The sequence below is a fragment of the Arthrobacter saudimassiliensis genome (assembly GCF_059090665.1).
On sequence record NZ_JBNHFX010000002.1, the window covers coordinates 830,193 to 846,904 of the forward strand.

The window sequence follows — 16,712 nt, forward strand, 5'->3', positions numbered from 1 at the left end:
GGATATTTTTGGTGAGCAGGACCGGAGCTCCCCGGCAGAGTGGGGATGCTAGCGCACGCAGTACAGGCCTGCACCCGTGCCAAGTAATGGAAAAATACGCGTTTACGACAGCCCAAAAGGCGGGAAACATCACGGGTACACCCCGTTAAAGCGGACTCCGGTTATGCCCCGCTTCCGCCGCCGGGGACCCGGGTCTGAGCTTTCCAATATGAGAGTGCAGCGGAGGCGGCGTCGCCGCTCCCGCTGCCTGCATATCGGCACCGGAAGCGCCGATACGACGGCGTGGCGGCCGGGACAGCCGCAGCGGCCGCAGCCAGCGCGGCCGGCAGCTGCGCGGCGTCCGTCAGGAGCGGCCCCGGAGCCTCCGTCCGAAAGTCGAAGTAATAGCCCCTGGCCCGGGTCCGGTACTCCTCCTCGTCCGGCACCAGGAAGACCATCGGTTTTCCGGTCAGGCAGAAGTCGAACATTACGGACGAATAGTCGGTGACCAGGATGTCCGCAGCAAGGCAAAGGGCTCCGACATCCGGAAACCCGGTGACATCCAGGACGCCGGGACCGCCTGCCATGGGCGCCGAAAGGTGGTGTGAGCGGACCAAAACCATCCATCCCGGTTCCAGGCCTGCCGCAGGAAACCCGGTGTGAAGGACCTCCGCCGGCCCGCCGCGGGACGGGGGCCGGCGCTCCCGCCAGGTGGGCATGTACAGGACGACGGTCTGGTCCTCTCCGATTCCGAGCAGCTCCCTTGTCCTGCGCCGGACGTCGGGCGCCCGTTTCGAAAGCAGGACGTCGTTGCGGGGGTAGCCTCGGGCCAGAACCTGGCCCGTGTAGCGGAAGGCCGAGGCGAGCGTTTCCGCCCCGAAGGTCCCCTGTGCGAGCAGGAGGTCCCAGGATTGCGGCTCGCGTTGCAGGATGCGCCGATACGAAGGCGACAGGCCGGCTGCCGGGGTGTCGAAGCCGACTCTTTTCAGGGGCGTGCCATGCCAGGTCTGCAGGTAGAACTGGCCCTGCCGCTTGCGGAAGAACGGCGGAAGCGTGTCGTTGCTGACCAGCAGCCGGGATGTGGCCAGGGCATGGAACCACTCCGCGGAGTAGCGGAGCACGGGAATGGTTCCGGCCGGCGCCGGGACCGCAAAGTCCGCCACTGACCAGTAGCGCGGCCATTGCGGCTCCCGCTCGGCGAGCGCCTGGGCCAGTGGACGGAGGCTGTCACCTCCGTCCTTGCCGGCGAAGCTCTCGAAGAAGGCCGCGTCCTGCAGCGGCGCCTCGGAGGCCCGGTATGCCTCCACCGCGAGCCGACGGCGGCGCGGGCCCCGCTCCTGCGCCGGGTAGGGGCGCAGGAGTTTGAGCACGACGGCCGGTCCGGTGTCGATGATCCGGATCCGCAGCCTGGGACCGGCTGCTTCGGGCAGGTGGCCCGCCAGCCCGGGCGCCGCAGCGACCGGGACGGCGGCGCTGCCGGCTGTGAGCATCATCAGCCGGTAGTCGCCCCGTGCGGCGCAGACCCGCTCGCCGCCCCATGGCCGGCCGGCCAGATTAAAGTGCGCTTCGAACCTCCACCCCGTGGCGTCCGGGCGGCTGGTCACGACGCCTGGGTACGAGCTGCTGCGTCCTTCCAGGACCAGTCCGCCGTCGGCTGGATCGACGCTGGACCAGCCCTCCAGGGTCGGCGAGGTGCCGTCGCCGGCGCACCGCCAGGTGCTCACCACGGCGCGCTCGCGGGCCGGATCGAGCTGGAGGAAGCCGAAGCCGTTGACGGAGGGTTTAAGGGGTTCGTGTGCCATCCCGTGGAGCGAGTCCGAGGAGCCGGCCCACCCCACCGGATGGTGTCCGCCCTGCCCGTCGACGGCGCGGAACGAGAGGACCGCGCCGGTGCCCGCCGGCCCGGCCGCGCCAGGTGGGAGGATGCAGCCGAACCGCATGCTCTCCCCGGGACCGGCCCGAGGCTGAAGGGCCAGGCTCCGGCCTTCGCCTTCCAGGGACACGGAGCGGATCCCCGGCGTCGGCAGGGACAGGGTGACCTCGGAACCACGGACGTCGACGGCATCGGCCAGCACCCGGTACCGGACCACGGCCAGGCGCAGTCCGCGGGTCCGGTCGAAGAGACCGACCACGCGTTCCTGCCCGACGACGGCCCCGACGTCGAGCCGCGCAGCCAGCACTTCGCCGTCCCGTTCCAGGATCCGCGCGGTGCGGCTGAAGCCGGCCTGCCGGAGCGTGAGCACCAGGGCCCACTGGTGCTCACCGGCAGCCTCGGCGCCCAGGAGCATGCCTGCGTCGATGACAACGGTGAAACCCGGACGCGCGCGCAGCGCCCAGGCATCCATGGACCGCTCCGCCGCATCCTGATCCGGCCGGCCGCTGACCGGCACCGGCATCTGCCGGCCCGTCTCCGTACAGACGAGGGCGGCCGAAAGCGTCGGCTGTCCGACGTCGTCGCCCAGACCATCGAGGTAGGCGTGGCCCCGGACCGTCAGCACGGGACCGTTCCATGCGTAGCCGGTCAGCCGGGCGTGGAGCCGCACGTCGGCCGGGCCCAGGCGAAGCAGCGTGTCAGGCAGGGGGCCGCGAAGCAGCGGCAGGTAGGTGGGCCGGCCCGACGGCGGTGCCGGCGCTGGGCCGCCTGCGCCCGCGGAGGGCATCAGGGGCATCCCGGCGCCATGGTCCTGCAGATCCGCCAGGACCTCAAGAATGTCCTCTCGGCGCTCTTCGGCACACAGATACAGGAGTACCCGTTCGTGCAGCGGCACATGGAGATCGAGGTACCGCCCGACCGCTTGAAGCATGGCGCGGGCAGCCTGGCCTGCCGGATTTCCGTACGGCGTGTCCTGCCCCGTAAGCGCGCGGCAGATCGCCTGCCATGAGTGAGTCGGCAGCGACGCGGCCCAGGCGGCCGCCACCCGGTCCTCCGTGCCGCCGCACGTGATCTGCTGTGTCCGTCGCAGGAGCCTGGACAGGGTGTCAACCGGCTCCTGCGCCGCACGGCCGTGCTCCTCCCCCGCCGGCCGTCCGGTCAGCCGGATGACCGGCGCGGTGCGGTACACGGCCAGGAGCAGACGGTCGCACAGATCCTCGACGGTCGCGGGCGGTGCCGGCGACAGCCGGGCTGCCGCTTCGGCCCAGAGGTCGCGGCGCAGCACCTTGCACCACAGGCGCAGATCGCCGGAAGCTTCAAGATAGTCGATGGTCGGCAGCTGAGGCGTGACGGCGTGCAGCCGGGCCAGCCGCAGGTCCCCTGAGGGCAGCGCCGTGCCGAAGGCGGCGTCGGCGGCGGCGAGGTCGCGGATGACGTTTCTGAACGCCTCGGGGTGCGGCTGCGCACCGGCGGCGACCACGGCCACCCAGGTGCCCCGGACCTCGCCGCGGGCAGCCTCCCAGAAATCTGCGGCCCCGGCCGCCCCGATGCGCCGAAGCCGGGCATCGTGCACGGCCGGCTCCAGGTGCGCGGGAACCAGGATCTCAAGCCGCACTCCGCGCTGGGCCAGGAGCGCTTGGAGGGTTCCCCCGGCCCCTTCATCGTCTGCGGGCAGCAGCACCGTCAGCAGGGGCTCCCGCGGCCTGCCGGCGGTGCGCTCCCGCCCGCCGGCAGGCCGGCCGCCGCGCGCAGCGCCTGCAACGCCGGAGAGCCCGCGGCTCAACCGGCCGGCCGCGGCGCGCAGGCCGGGACCAAGCCGTCGGCGATCTGCAGGCCTGCCCATTCAGGTGCTGAGCCTTCCGCCCGTGCCGGGCCTCAACCGTTCCAGCTCCGCCGTCACGCGTGCGGCGGCGGCCTCGTCGCGGAAAGGAAAAGCCTCACGTCGCCGCTGCTCATAGACCGCCGCGTCCGCCCCGTGGTGGATGACTGCGCTCACGGCGTCCTCCGCGGTGGCGGTCACCGGTCCCAGCCCGTCGCGCCGGTAGTCGAAGTAGCCGCGCCGGTAGATGTGGCCGCCTCCGTAGACAGCGTGCTCGTCGAACTGCAGGTAGACCACCCGGGCCCCGCCGTGCGCGGCGTCAAAGGCGATGGAGGAATAGTCCGTCAGCAGCAGCCGGGCGCGCACCAGCTGGCCCTGGACGCTGCCCTCATCGTAGGAGGTGAGCCGGACGTGCGGCGGAAGATCGAGCAGCGGCACGACCGGTTCCAGTTCGGGATGGGGAAGCAGGACCAGGTTGTATCCGTGGTCCCGGCAGTACCGGGCAAGCCGCGGGGAGCGCAGTACCTGAAGCCAGGTCCGTCCGAAGTCCGTGCCCTGGAAGGCGAGCCGTTGTGCCTCCGGATCCGCGATGCCCGCCATGGTGTCCCTCAGGTCTTCCCGCCAGGTCGGGGCGATGAGGAGGTTCCGGCGCTGCTCCGGCGGGTGCTGCGCGGCCAGCCGAAGCAGCGAGTCATGGCGGGGGAACCCGGTCAGCTTCACTTCCTGGCCAGTGAGGACATACTCGGTGTCGTCTCCCACGATGGAGGCGTGTTCGGCGGTGGTGGCGGTGAACATCAGGGCGATGTCCTTCTGGTTCAGCCAGCGGGACAGGTCGTCCTTGATGACCCCGTGCTGCAGGAAAACGAACCGGGCGTTCCCGGTGCCGAAGCGACGTCGTCCGATCGGATCGTAGATGTTGGCATTGAGGTGGCTGGACAGGACGAAGACAGCGTTCAGCACCAGCCGTACCGCCTCGGCGGACCCGTAGGGCACCAGCCGGAAGCCATCGCGCTCCAGTCTGCCCCAGTCCCGGCTGGTCCGTGCCAGCAGGAACCAGGCATTGATGTCCGGCCGGAAACGCTGCAGGTGCCGGTACAGGTGTTCGGCGTTGTCATCCGCCCGGTCCACCCGGTCCATGAGCACCCACGCGTTCCGGTAACGTGCCGAAACCCTGCTGCGGGCGGCGCTCCGGGCCACGGCTGCGTCGCGGGACCGGTTCACCAGGCGGCGGGCGGGGTCCCGGAACCGCCGGGCGATGACGCCGGCCAGGATCGCAGCGGTCGGCTGCCCGGACAGCAGGCGCCGCACCTGGATCCGGTCCTGCAGGGCCCTCCCCCGGCCGGACTGTGCGCTGGCGGGCAGTGTCGCCAAGAGGAAGTCCTGCTGCTGCCCGGGTCGCCGGCCGGTCCACAGCGGCACCCCGCGGTCCGTGGTCGGCAGGGCGGCGACGCCGTCGAGCACGAACTCCAGGCGCCCCCGGGCGGGGAGGACAAGGATCCGCTCACGGATCAGGACCCGCCCGAGGACCCGGTGAGCCCGGACCTTCGAGGCGGCCGGAACCACGGGCCGCCCGTCCAGGAAGATCTTCTCCTCCGGCATGGCGCCGGTGAAAAGGTACGAGTACCGGGTGGTGCCGCGGTCCGCGTCGGTGCCCCACTGCTGCACCGGCGGCGGGCCGGTCTGTCGGCGCCGGTAGTGCAGTTTCAGGATGTTGTGGAAGACCCATCCCTGACTCACCACGCTGAAACTGTCGATGACGTCGTCATCGATGAGATCCACGATGCGTTCGAGCCACCCGTGCATGGAATCCTGCTGCTCCGGCGTCGCGCCCGCGGTCCGGCTGTGCATCCGCTTGTCGTCGATATAGAACCAGACCAGGTCGTACAGCACCATGTACTGGGTCCACGCCGGCAGCCGGCCCAACCGGTCGCGGACAGCCTCGAGCAGGCCCAGATAGCCCAGCTGCGGCAGCTCGTCGTAGGCCCTTGGATCCGCCCACGCCCCGGCGACAAGCGAGGCCCCGACGCGCCGGTTCCGGCGGTAGAGGTACCAGGCGTCGGCGACAATGCCGAGCACCGGCGAGTCCACCGCGGCCAGGTAGCGGCCGATCAGGTGCGAGTCCTCGAACTTCGGACGCAGGCGTTCCTCGAAGCGCAGGTTGTGTCCGGCCAGGACGCTGCGCTTCAGGAACGCCGTGGGCCCGTGCAGCTGGATGAATTCGGGATTGGCCTCCAGGTCCACCAGCAGGTTGCCCTGCCGGAACTTGCGCCCGAGCGGGTGCCGGTGGGAGAGCCGGGCCGAACCGTCCTGGAACTGGACCAGCCGCGTCGCCAGCATCCGCGCGGAGGCGTTGCGGTCGGCGTCGAGAAACGCTGAGACGTTGGAAAAGTAGCTCGGGTGAAGGATGTCGTCCGGATCGCAGAACGTCACCCATTCGCCCGCGGCGTGTTCCAGCCCTGCATTCCGGGCCGCTCCCGGCCCCGCATTGGCCTGGCGCAGCAGCCGGATCCCCGCCCCGGTCCGGGTGTTCCAATCGCTGATGATCTGCGCGGAGTCGTCGGTGGAGCCGTCGTCGACCATCACGATGTCCAGTTCCGCCAGCGGATAGCGCTGGCGCAGCAGCGATTCGAGGAACGGCGGCAGGTATTCGGCGACGTTGTAGACCGCCACCACGAGCGAAAAGCGGCACTCAGCCATGGACATCTCCCACCCGGGCCCGGCGGGGCCCGTTTCGTTCGCCTGCCTCCAGCAGGGCGAGGGCTGCGGCCGCGGAGGCCTGGCCGATATCCGGTGCATAGGCGGCACGGAACTCCCCCAGCCGCCGGTCAGGTGCCCGGCGTGCAGCGACGGCCGTGGCGAGTTCCGCTGTGGTCCGCACCAGCGGCCCGGGCAGCGTGGCGGCCGGGTCGAGGTAGAAGCCCCGCACGCCGGCGTACCTGTCGAGGTCCGGTGCGAGGAAGTACATGGGCCGGCCCAGCAGCGCGTAGTCGAACAGCGCCGAGGAATAGTCGGTGATCAGGGCGTCGCTGGCCAGGTACAAGTCCGTTGCCTCCGGGTAGTCCGTCACATCGAGGGCGGCGGGTCCTGCGGCCTGGCGCGTTCCGGCGGTGTTGTGGTGTCCGCGGACCAGCACCGTGAAGCCCGGGCCCAGCAGGCGGACGGCCTGCCGCACGTCGAGGTGTCCGACCGCCCCGGAGCGCCCTGCGGCGTCGCGCACTTCCTGGCGCCACGTCGGGGCATACAGCAGCACCTGCTGCTCCTGCGGAATGCCCAGCCGGGCCCGCACCCGGGCCCGTGCCCCGCCGTCGTCGCGCACCAACGCGTCGTTGCGGGGATAGCCGGCGGTGAGCACCGGACCGTCATAGCCCAGCGCGCGCGGCAATATGCCGGCCGCGTAGCTGCTTTGGGCCAGCAGCAGGTCCCACGAGGCAGCCTCACGGGACATGAGGTCCCGGTAGGACAGCGAAATGCCGGCCGCCGGGGCGTCCCGTCCCAGCCGTTTCAGCGGCGTTCCGTGCCAGGTCTGCAGATACACCTGGCCGTGGTTCTTGCGGAAGAACCAGGGGAAGTTGTTGTTGTTGACCAGCCGGTGGACCGTGGCCAGCCGTTCGAACCACTCCCGGCTGCCCTGGATGAGGGGTACCGCGTATTCGGGGAGGGGCACCGATCGGTCGCTGACGGACCAGTACAGCGGCTCATCGAAGCCTGCGGCTGCAAGGTGGTCGGAGATCGCGCGGGGGTTGTCGCTGCAGCTCTTGCCGCCGTAGCTTTCGAAGAGGATGCCGGGGGCCAGCTCTCCGCGCCTCCGCTCGGCGAAGTGCCGGCGGCGGGAGTACTGCCGCCAGAGGGGCGCCTCACCCGGGGCGAGCGGGGCGGACACCGCGACGGCGAGCGCACCGGACGCGGTCCGGAACGGTCGCACCCGGACGGAGGCCATGAGCAGCGGGCGCAGCCCGGCTGCCGCCTCCTCGGGTATGTGCACGGCCGGGTCTTCGGCCGCGGCGGCGCCCCGCCCGGCCCGGGTCCGCAGCGTGTAGGTGCCGGCGGGCGCGGCAAGCTCCTGGCCCCAGGAGTCCAGCCGCATTCGCACGTTGAGGCGGCTCACGGTGCCGTCGGGGTTCCGGGCGACGACGACGGCGGGCAGGGCGGCGCGGGCGGTCACCAGCGCGAAGGCCTCCCCGCTGATGCCGTCCGGCAGGTCCAGGGTCAGCACATCGTCCCGCGCGGTGGCCGCAGCTTTCCCGGCCCCCGTGGCGGGGGGCAGCCGCAGGATGGTCTGGACCGTGAACGTGCCGACACCGAGCGTCAGCAGCAGACCGTCCGGAAGCGGCCGGGGCACACGGACGAAGAACCCGGCGTCGGCATGGCTGCCTGTCCGGTCCGGGGACAGCAGGTCGATGTCCGGGTCGACGTGCGGTTGGACCTCCAGCTCTGCGGGCGGATCCTCCCCCTCCCGCGCGGGCCGCTGCACGCGCAGCTGGACGGTGCTGCCGCCCGGGGCCAGCCCCGTCAGGTAGGCGTAGCCGGTGACGGTCACTGCCCCGGGCTCGTAGTGGAGGCCGGTGATGCCGGTGACCGCGCGCAGCACTCCGGAATCCGCCCTGAGCAGTGCCTGGGGCACCGGAACAGGCAGCGGATATGGCAGCTCGGCCGTGAGCTCGGTGCCGTGGATGCTCAGCGCCGTGGCCGTGCCGTGGTTGGTCCGCCCGACGAGCGCCGTGCGCAGCGCGTCCCATTCCCGCCGCCGGGCCAGGTCCAGCAGCACCTTGACCTGGGCGTCCACTCCTGCGGTTCCGGCCAACAGCTCTTCGGGTGCAAGGTCGGCCAGTCCGGCGGCGAGGGCGGCCCGGTACTCCGCGTCCGCGTCCGCCGCCTGCTCCAGGTACGGCAGCAGGTCCGCGTCGAGGAGCCGTCGTCGCCAGGCGGCCAGGACCGGAGCGCCGGCCTCGCTGCCGAGGAGGCGGCTGACGGCCGTTGCGGCGGCAAGGCGGTCCCGCAGGTCCGCGGCCAGGTGCTTTTCCTGCGTGATGGAGGAACCGTCCGGCCGGATCCGCCAGTGGTACACCTGCTCCGGGAGCAGGTCGAAGCCGCGCGCCCGCAGGAAGGCGCGGGCCGTGGGCTCCTGGTCCTCATAGCGGACGCCCTCGGGCATCGGCCCCACGGCACGGTCCCAGAAGCTGCGGCGAAACACCTTGTTCCAGAGGAAGACATCGTGGATGGCCTCCGGCACTTCCGTCAGGGTGGTGCGGAGCCGGCGGGCCCGGTGAAGGTCATCGGCCAGGTGCACCGCCACCCGTGCCCGGCCGCGCAGGCGGCACCAGGAGCCGGCGCTGAAGTCGGACCCCGATGCCGCGAGGGAATCCATGAGCAGGCGGTAGGCGTCGGAGGGAACGACGTCGTCGCCGTCGGCGAAGGCGAGGAAGGCCCCGGACGCGGCGCGGATACCCGCATTCCGGGCCCTGCCGTTGCCGCCGTGGGGCAGGGTGAGCACACGCACCCGCCGATCGCGCCGGGCGTATCCGCGCGCGATGGAGGCCGTGCCGTCGGTGGAGCCGTCATCGACGACCAGCACCTGCAGGTTGCGGTACGACTGGGCCACGACGCCGGCCAGGCACCGGTCCAGGTAGGGCTCGACGTTGTGGACCGGAATGATCACGCTGAGCAGCCCGTGGTCCGTTCCTGCGCGGGGGTGCAGGGCGCGGGCCAGTCCGGCGCGGTGCGCCGGGTGCAGGGACTGCACGTGGCGGGCTGCGAAGCTGCGCAGCCCCCCGTTCATGGCCGGAAGGGTGGCCAGGAACGGATGGCGGTCCCGCGGCGGGGGTGCGGCGGGGTTGGGGCGGCCGGTGCCGCCTCGCGTGCTCCGCGGATCCGGCCACGGAGGAATGCCTTATCAGATGTCGGTATGCGCACGTGGCCCTCCGTAGAACCTGAGCTCACCGGCGGCGAGCAGCTCTGCTTCTCCGACCTGCCAGGTGTGCCCTGACCCGGTGCGGACCTGAAAGTAGTTGAAACGGTCGGCGGAGTAGATCTGCAGGCCGGCGGCCCGGACGGCGCGGAGGAAGCCCGTGTCCTCACCGCGCGGCAGTTCGGGAAAAGGATGGGCGCGGATCACCTCGCGTCCGGCGACGATGGTCGGTCCGGTGACGAAGTCGGTGAACCGGTGCTCCCGGTCTCCGAAGCGGAGGATGACGGCGTCGGAGCCGGACAGGTGCATGTAGTGTGCCTGCTTTCCCACCACCTGCGCCTGTGAGTAGTCGAGGGCGTGCAGCTGGTCGGCCAGGTACTGCGGGCCGTAGTGGTCATCGTCGTCCATCTTGGCCAGCACCTCGCCGTCGGCAGCCGCCGCGCAGCGGTTCAGGCACGCCCCGAGCGGAACATCGGCGTCCGCGGTGAGGAGGACGACGTCGAGCGGTCCGTGTTCCGCGCGCAGGCGGCTCAGCGCCGCCGGCGAGGGATCGAAGCCGTGGGCCAGCAGCACCAGCTGCACCTGGACGTCCCTCTGGGCGGCAAGCGTGGCATAGACGTGGCCCAGCTGGTGGGGGCGGATGGTCGGCACCAGCGCGGTGACCGTGGGCAGGGCCAGCGGACGGGAGCGTTCGGGCAGCACTGCGGCCAGGACCTGCTCCGACCGGTGGGCGTAGGTGTGCTCCGCCCAGATCCTGCGCTGCGCCCGGTGCACCATCCGGTCCGCCAGTTCCGGGCCGGTGACGAGGGCCCGGGCCAGCGAGGCAGCCTCGGTCCGGTCGGACGCCGAAGGCACCTCGCCGTCGGTGAAGAAGGTGCGCAGCGCGGCGCTGGGGGCGCTCAGCACGGGGGTGCCGGAGGCGCTGATTTCGAAGATGCGCCGGGCGCACATGCTCGGCGACCCGACCACGGAGTTCACGTTCAGGAACAGCCGGTAGGCCTTGTAGGCGGCCAGCATCTGCGGGTAGGTCAGCGTGCCGACCACGTGGCGGTCCAGGGGCTCCGGGAACTGGTACTCCCGTTCCACGCCGAGCCTCCGGGAGAAGATTTCCAGCCCGGTGTCCAGGTGGCGTGAGGCATCGGCGGCGCCGCCGAGCAGCATCTCCATCTGGGCACGCCGCTCAGGGAACTTGTGGGCGAAGTACATTCCGGCGAAGGCGATGTCCCGGCTGCGGTACCCGCGGGCCGGCCTGACGGGGTTGTGGATGGCCGGCTGGGCCGCGAATGGCAGCACGCCGATCCGGTCGTGCCCCAGGTCCCTGCGATAGGCGGGCAGGCGGCCGCTGTCCGTGGTGAAGACGTGGTCGAACAGTCCGGCGGCGGGCAGGAAGTCGTTGTAGTGGGGCGGATCCTCCTTGTTCCAGAACACGGTGGGAATCCCCGCCTGCCGGCAGGCCTGCAGCATCAGCCGCACCGCGTCGGCGGGCCGGGGGCCGTTGAGCTTGCCCCGCCACAGGCGGTCGTTGCCTGCCCAGGCCGACTCCACGAAGACGAGGTCGAGCCCTTCCGCCAGCTGGGTCGGCCACCTCGCCGGGTCCAGCGGGATGCACTCCCATTCGTATCCGAAGGCCATGGCCGAGAACTCGTCAAGGATGACCCCCACCCGGAGGTCGCTTCGGCGCGGGGGACGGGCGGGCGGCTCGATCGGCTGGAACGACAGGAGCCGCCGGCCGCCTCGGCGCACCCACTGGCCCTGGGCGCCCCGCGCCCCGGGCGGCGGAGCGAACCCGGCGGCGATCCGACGTCGGGCCTGCCAGCTCCGCAGTCCCGCCCAGCCATGGCGGCGCAGGTGCCAGAAGCCGGTCCGCGCCGTGGCGAGGGCGTTCATTGCCGTCTCCGGCGTCCGCTGATCCGCTCCGGCGGCCTGGCGGTGCTCAGTGCGTGTGCGGCTTCGTCGCGTATGCCGGCAGCGGTGAGGTTGTTCCCCTTGGCCAGGTTCCGGGTGAACTCCTGATAGGTCTTCACCACGTCCTGCGGCGTACCGTCCATGACCAGTTCCCCCTGGTCCAGCCAGGCGACCCGGGTACAGGAGCTCTTGATGGTGCCCAGGTTGTGGCTGACCAGGAAGACGCATCCGGCGTTCTCCCGGAGTTCGGCCATGCGTTTGCGGCTGCGCTCACCGAACTGGGCATCTCCGGTGTTCAGCGCCTCGTCGATGAGCAGGATTTCAGGATTGATGCTGGCGGCGATGGCGAACCGCAGCCGGGAGGCCATGCCGGAGGAGTAGGACCGCATCGGCAGGTGGATCGATCCCTGGAGCCCGGACAGCTCCACTATCGAATCGAACCTGCGCTCGATGTCGTCGCGGCTGAGCCCCATGGCAAGGCAGCCCAGGACCACGTTGCGGTCCCCGGGCAGCTCCGGCACCAGGGCGGCGTTGACCCCGAGCATGATGGGAGTTGCCGCGGCGTAGACGGCACCCGAGGTCGGCGGAAGCTGGCCGCTGATGATCTTCATCAGCGTACTTTTGCCCGAGCCGTTGCGTCCGACGATGCCGAGGGATTCGCCGCGGCGCACCACCAGCGAGACGGACCGAAGGGCGTGCACGGTGACCATTCGGCCGCGGCCGGTGAGCCGGCTGAGCAGGCCGTTGTCCTCTGGCGGCTCGCTGGAGGGAACCTCGAAGCGCATCCTGACACGGTCCACGACCACGCAGGGCGGATCCTGCAGGTCCTCTGCGGGTTCAGTCACGACCATAGGTTTCCTCCGCCTGCCAGAAGAACACCAGGCCCGCTGCGAGCGCGCCCAGGGACCAGACGGCCAGCGCGGCCCAGGACTGCCAGGCCGGCGCCGTGGCGTAGAGGAGGCAGTCGCGGGCGATGTCCAGGACGATGAAAAGCGGGTTCAGCTGCAGGATCTGCAGCAGCAGCGGGTGATCCACGAACCGTTCGAACGAATAGAACACCGCCGAGCCGTACATCCATGCCCGCAGGCTGAAGCTGAGCAGGTGCACGACGTCGTTCACGTGGGAAATGACGCGGGCCAGGATCAGGCCGACGCCGAGGTTGAACAGCATTTGGAGGCCCACCAGCGGCGGCAGCAGCAGCCACAGCCAGGTCACCGGTTCGGCGGGCGGCAGCAGCAGGACAAGCACCAGCATGGCTGCGAAGACGGGAAGGTTGGCCAGGAGTTCGCGCAGGTTGATGGCGATGGGAAGGGTGGCCCGGGGAAAGCTGAAGGCCTGGACCACGGCGCGGTTCTGCTGGATGGAGCGGGCGCCGTTGGTGATGGACCGGGAGCTGAACTGGAAGAGGAAGATGCCGATGATCAGGTAGCCGACGAAGTTTTCGATGCCGCGGCCGGTGCGGAGCAGGAGGCCGAAGACCAGGAAATAGGTCAGGCCGTTGAGGACGGGGTTCAGCAGCAGCCACGCGCTGCCCAGCCTGTCGCGCCGGTTGCCGCTCTCCACCCGGGAGCGGGCGTCGTAGAAGCTGAACTCCCGGTAGTTCCACAACTGCTTCAGATAGGCGCTGAAGCGGGGGCGGGCGCCCACCCGGTGGAGTCCTGCCAGGTTCACCGTTGCGGGTCCGCCGCGGAGCGGATCCCCCCTAATGCCCATGGCCTCCCTGCCTCATCTTTTGGTAGAGCTGCGTGCAGAGCCGGGCGTTGGCTGCCCAGGTCCGGGTGGCGATGACCTCGGCCCGCCCGGCGGCACCCATCCGGGCGCGGAGCTGCCCGTCGTCGAGCAGGCGGGCGAGTGCCTCTGCGAGCTGCGGCGGGTCCGACGGCGGGGCGAGGATCCCGGTTTCGCCGTCCCGGACCAGTTCGGCCAGGGCGGGCAGGGAACTGGCCACGACGGGGCGGGCGGAGGCCAGCGCCTCCACCGGCTTCAGCGGCGTCACGGCCCGGGTGACGGGCAGGTCCCTGCGCGGGACCACGAATATATCCAGCGCCTGGTGGTGCAGGGCCGCGGCCTCGCGCGGCACCCGGCCGGTGAAGATCACCTGGCCGGCGATGCCGAGCTCCGCCGCCAGTGCCCGGAGCCCGGGCAGGGCGGCTCCGTCACCCACGATCATGCAGCGCAGCTCAGGGTACCGGGGCAGCAGGAGGGCGGTGGCCCGCAGCAGGTCGTCCAGGCCTTCGTAGTCCACCACGCTGCTCACGGTCCCGATGATGGGTCCGGGTCCGGCCAGGCCGACGGCGGCGCGGGCGGGTCCGGGAGGCAGCGGCTCACTGAGGAAGTCCTCCCCCACCGCGTTGGGCAGCAGCACGATCCGGTCCGGGTCCGCGCCCGCCGCGGTGAGGCCCTCGGCCATGGCCGTGCCGAGGGTGGGCACCAGGTCCGCCTCGGCGGCGGCTTCGGCTTCCCGGGCCTGGAACTGTACGTAGCGCTGGCTCAGGCGCGTCTCCGGGGGCCGGGTCGAGGCCCAGGTGTCGGCCAGCTGCCCCCGCACCTCGTAGACCCAGGGGATCCCCAGCGCGTCGGCCACGGCGCGGACTACCAGCGCGTTGACGAAGTGCGTGGTGGTGTGCAGGACCGCGGGCCGCGTCTGCAGCGCCAGTTCGAGGAGCATCTCCGCCTGCAGCTGGAGACGGGCGTCCATGCCGAACGGCAGGCGGGACGGCAGCAGGCGGTGGTAGGTCACTCCGTCGAGGGCCTGCCGGCGTCCGGCGGCCAGGTTGCCGAGCTGGACCGGGTACCCCACCCGGGTCGCTGCGTGGACCGTCCACCCGGCGTCGGCCTGCGCCCGCAGCAGCGAATGGCTGCGCTGGGCATAGCCGCTGCCCGTATACGGCAGCGAGTTGGTGAGCAGGTGCAGCACCACGTCATCAGCCGGGCGGTAGGCGGGCTGCGGCGCCACGGCCGGCCGCCAGCCGCTGAAGACCCTGGCCTCCGCCGCCAGGCGCGCTCCCGTGCGGCGCTCCCTCCGGTTGCCGGCCCGAAGGATCTTCACCGCACCGTCCATGTCCCCGGCATACCACCGGCGGCGGGCGCGGACGGCGCGCAGACCCGGCGTCTGCCGGTCCACGCCCTCCAGCAGCCGGTCCGCGGTGTCAGGCTGGTTGGCGGCCAGTGCGACGTCGGCAAGGCGGACCCGTACCCGGCCACCGAGATGTGCGTGCCGGTCAAGGCTGCGCCGCAGCTGCCCGCCGTCGCCGAGCACGTGCGCGGACAGTGCCGCTGCGGTGGGAGAGTGCGGAAGCCTGCCGGCCACCTTCGCGGCCGGAACCACCACGGCAGCGGGCAGCTTTCGCGACGCCTGCAGCAGCAGCGTCATGGGATCGTCACCGAGGTGCTCGATGACCGTGCGGGCCGCGAGCGGAAGATTACGCACGGCCTGGGCCGCACTCATCCTGTCCGCTCCGGTGCAAGCTCGCCCAGGAGGGCCATGTATTGGCCGGCCAGGGTGTCCAGGTTGGCGTGGTGGTGAATCCAGTCCCGGCCCGAGGTCCCGGTGAGGAGCCTGGTCCGGTCGGAGGCCAGCTCCTTCCACAGCGCGGCCACCGCTCCGGGGTCGGCCGGAACGACATCGCCGGCGCCGGACTGCTCGATTATGGTGCGGGCCTCGCCGCGCACGATGGCGGTGACATGCCTGCCCACCGCGAGGACCTCGTAGGTCTTGGACGGGATCGTGGTTTCGAAGGACTTCCAGTCATCGCGCAGCGACACGACGCAGCTGTCGGAGCGGCGGTAGAACTCCATGACCTCCGGGCCGGCGACGGACTCGTGGAACGTGACGGGTGCATCCAGGTCGCGGGCGAGGGCCATCAGCTCGCGCCGGCGGACACCGTGGCCGACCATGGTCACACGCACCGTGTCCCTGGCGAGGGCGGCCGCCTGGACGACGATCTCCAGCCGCTGGCTCTCTCCGTGGTTTCCCAGGTACAGCACCTCAAGGTGCCCCGATTCCGGGGGCGGCGGCGGAAGCAGTTCGCGGACAGTGACATCCACGCCGTTGCTCACCGTCGCCACCCGGCGCACTCCCCTGGCCCGCAGCGTCTCGGCAAAGCCCTCCGTCACGGTCACCACGAGGTCCGCCCGGGCCTGGACCGCTTTGATGACCACTTCTGCGAGGCTTTTCGCCGATCCCCCCACGATTCGGGCATCCCGCGCCAGATCCGGCCAGGCGTCGCGCATATCGGCGACGAACGGTACCCGCCGCAGCTTGGCCGCCAGGAACCCTGTCACCAGGATGGGAAGGCTCGGGGCCGTGGCCACGATGACATCGGGCCGCGCGCAGAACATCCCCGCCAGCCCGCTGGCTGCAGCGGAAAAACACTGGTCGGCGAACCGGCCCAAGCGGGTCGTGGGATGAGGCAGGTAGGGGACGCGGATGACGCTTTCCCCAAACTGTCCCCGGTCCCGGCGGAACGGACGGCCGGCCATTGAACGCGGCAGAACTCTCCGCCCGTGGGGCGCATGCGCCACCGGCGCAATGACGTCAACCTTCCACCCTGCGGCCCTGAAGTATCGAATGAACTGGGTCCAGCGTCGCTGCGGAGGGCTGCTCTCCGGTGCGTACGAGTGCGTTAACAGCAGGACGCGCACGTCAAGTCCCCCCGTTTTCCACTGCGATTTCCCCCCTAAAAGATACAGTCCTTGAGTATAGGGCAGCCGGTTTGCCCCTCCTATACTCGCCTTTTCAGCGGAAAAGCCGGCGACAGCTACGTGGATACCTCACCCACTTCGTGGTGCGGCTGCCGTTGGGGCCCGGGGCGGCGAGCCGGTCCCCGGGCGGCCGCGGTGCCGGATGGAAAGGGGCCTTTGTGTCAAAGTGGTGTCATGGCCAACAAGCTTTTTCCGGACGTTCCTGCTGCCCGCCATATGAAGGTGGGCGCGGCAGCTGAGGCGCCGGCGCGTTCCAGGGGGGCCAGGAGTGTGGATGGGACAGCCCTGGTCCGTCCTGCCGGCGCCGCCCGCCCGGAGCCCGTGCGGGTGTACCGGCGGAAGCGTCTGGCCGTCCTGGTGATATCCGCGCTGGTCTGCCTGTCCGTGCCGGCGCTGCTGCTGATGCTCTACCTTTTGGGCTGACAAGCCACAACCGGGCCGTGACCCGGATTAAGGGGCAGTTTGGCCGATTTTGACTGTCGGATTACGCTTAACACCTGATCCAGTCTCGGCTATTCCATGGGGGT

The 16,712-nt window shown here is 70.8% G+C and carries 9 protein-coding genes; 1 reads left to right on the forward strand and 8 read right to left on the reverse strand.

What is annotated here, in order from left to right:
• Positions 1-161: 161 nt before the first annotated feature.
• From AC5RV6_RS11025 to AC5RV6_RS11060, 8 genes are all read right to left on the reverse strand, one after another.
• Complete coding sequence (locus tag AC5RV6_RS11025) at positions 162-3,695, reverse strand: CDP-glycerol glycerophosphotransferase family protein (RefSeq protein WP_494007336.1); 3,534 nt, start codon at positions 3,693-3,695, stop codon at positions 162-164.
• The gene (locus AC5RV6_RS11030; RefSeq protein WP_494007337.1) at positions 3,696-6,368 is read right to left on the reverse strand and encodes a bifunctional glycosyltransferase/CDP-glycerol:glycerophosphate glycerophosphotransferase; all 2,673 of its coding nucleotides are present in this window, start codon (positions 6,366-6,368) and stop codon (positions 3,696-3,698) included. It abuts the gene before it with no gap.
• Positions 6,361-9,447, reverse strand: coding sequence for a bifunctional glycosyltransferase/CDP-glycerol:glycerophosphate glycerophosphotransferase (locus AC5RV6_RS11035; protein WP_494007338.1), 3,087 nt, complete (start codon positions 9,445-9,447; stop codon positions 6,361-6,363). Before AC5RV6_RS11035 ends, AC5RV6_RS11030 begins: the two co-directional genes overlap by 8 nt.
• Positions 9,448-9,561: 114 nt before the next feature.
• On the reverse strand, positions 9,562-11,463 hold the full coding sequence (locus AC5RV6_RS11040) for a glycosyltransferase family protein (RefSeq protein WP_494007339.1): 1,902 nt from the start codon (positions 11,461-11,463) through the stop codon (positions 9,562-9,564).
• On the reverse strand, positions 11,460-12,326 hold the full coding sequence (locus AC5RV6_RS11045; RefSeq protein WP_494007340.1) for an ABC transporter ATP-binding protein: 867 nt from the start codon (positions 12,324-12,326) through the stop codon (positions 11,460-11,462). The genes AC5RV6_RS11040 and AC5RV6_RS11045 overlap by 4 nt, the downstream gene beginning before the upstream one ends.
• Positions 12,319-13,194 (reverse strand): ABC transporter permease, encoded by an 876-nt coding sequence (locus AC5RV6_RS11050; protein WP_494007341.1) that lies wholly within the window; start codon positions 13,192-13,194, stop codon positions 12,319-12,321. The genes AC5RV6_RS11045 and AC5RV6_RS11050 overlap by 8 nt, the downstream gene beginning before the upstream one ends.
• Positions 13,184-14,929, reverse strand: coding sequence for a glycosyltransferase family 4 protein (locus AC5RV6_RS11055; protein ID WP_494007342.1), 1,746 nt, complete (start codon positions 14,927-14,929; stop codon positions 13,184-13,186). The genes AC5RV6_RS11050 and AC5RV6_RS11055 overlap by 11 nt, the downstream gene beginning before the upstream one ends.
• The gene (locus AC5RV6_RS11060; RefSeq protein ID WP_494007343.1) at positions 14,926-16,125 is read right to left on the reverse strand and encodes a glycosyltransferase family 4 protein; all 1,200 of its coding nucleotides are present in this window, start codon (positions 16,123-16,125) and stop codon (positions 14,926-14,928) included. The genes AC5RV6_RS11055 and AC5RV6_RS11060 overlap by 4 nt, the downstream gene beginning before the upstream one ends.
• Positions 16,126-16,359: 234 nt before the next feature.
• Between AC5RV6_RS11060 and AC5RV6_RS11065 the strand changes: the two genes are divergently transcribed.
• Positions 16,360-16,608 (forward strand): hypothetical protein, encoded by a 249-nt coding sequence (locus AC5RV6_RS11065; protein ID WP_494007344.1) that lies wholly within the window; start codon positions 16,360-16,362, stop codon positions 16,606-16,608.
• Positions 16,609-16,712 lie beyond the last annotated feature (104 nt).

Excerpts from the sequence above, each read along its gene's own strand:
- AC5RV6_RS11025 (WP_494007336.1), bottom strand. The coding sequence starts at position 3,695 with ATGGGCAGGCCTGCAGATCGCCGACGGCTTGGTCCCGGCCTGCGCGCC.
- AC5RV6_RS11030 (WP_494007337.1), bottom strand. The coding sequence starts at position 6,368 with ATGGCTGAGTGCCGCTTTTCGCTCGTGGTGGCGGTCTACAACGTCGCC.
- AC5RV6_RS11035 (WP_494007338.1), bottom strand. The coding sequence starts at position 9,447 with ATGAACGGGGGGCTGCGCAGCTTCGCAGCCCGCCACGTGCAGTCCCTG.
- AC5RV6_RS11040 (WP_494007339.1), bottom strand. The coding sequence starts at position 11,463 with ATGAACGCCCTCGCCACGGCGCGGACCGGCTTCTGGCACCTGCGCCGC.
- AC5RV6_RS11050 (WP_494007341.1), bottom strand. The coding sequence starts at position 13,194 with ATGGGCATTAGGGGGGATCCGCTCCGCGGCGGACCCGCAACGGTGAAC.
- AC5RV6_RS11055 (WP_494007342.1), bottom strand. The coding sequence starts at position 14,929 with ATGAGTGCGGCCCAGGCCGTGCGTAATCTTCCGCTCGCGGCCCGCACG.
- AC5RV6_RS11065 (WP_494007344.1), top strand. The coding sequence starts at position 16,360 with ATGGCCAACAAGCTTTTTCCGGACGTTCCTGCTGCCCGCCATATGAAG.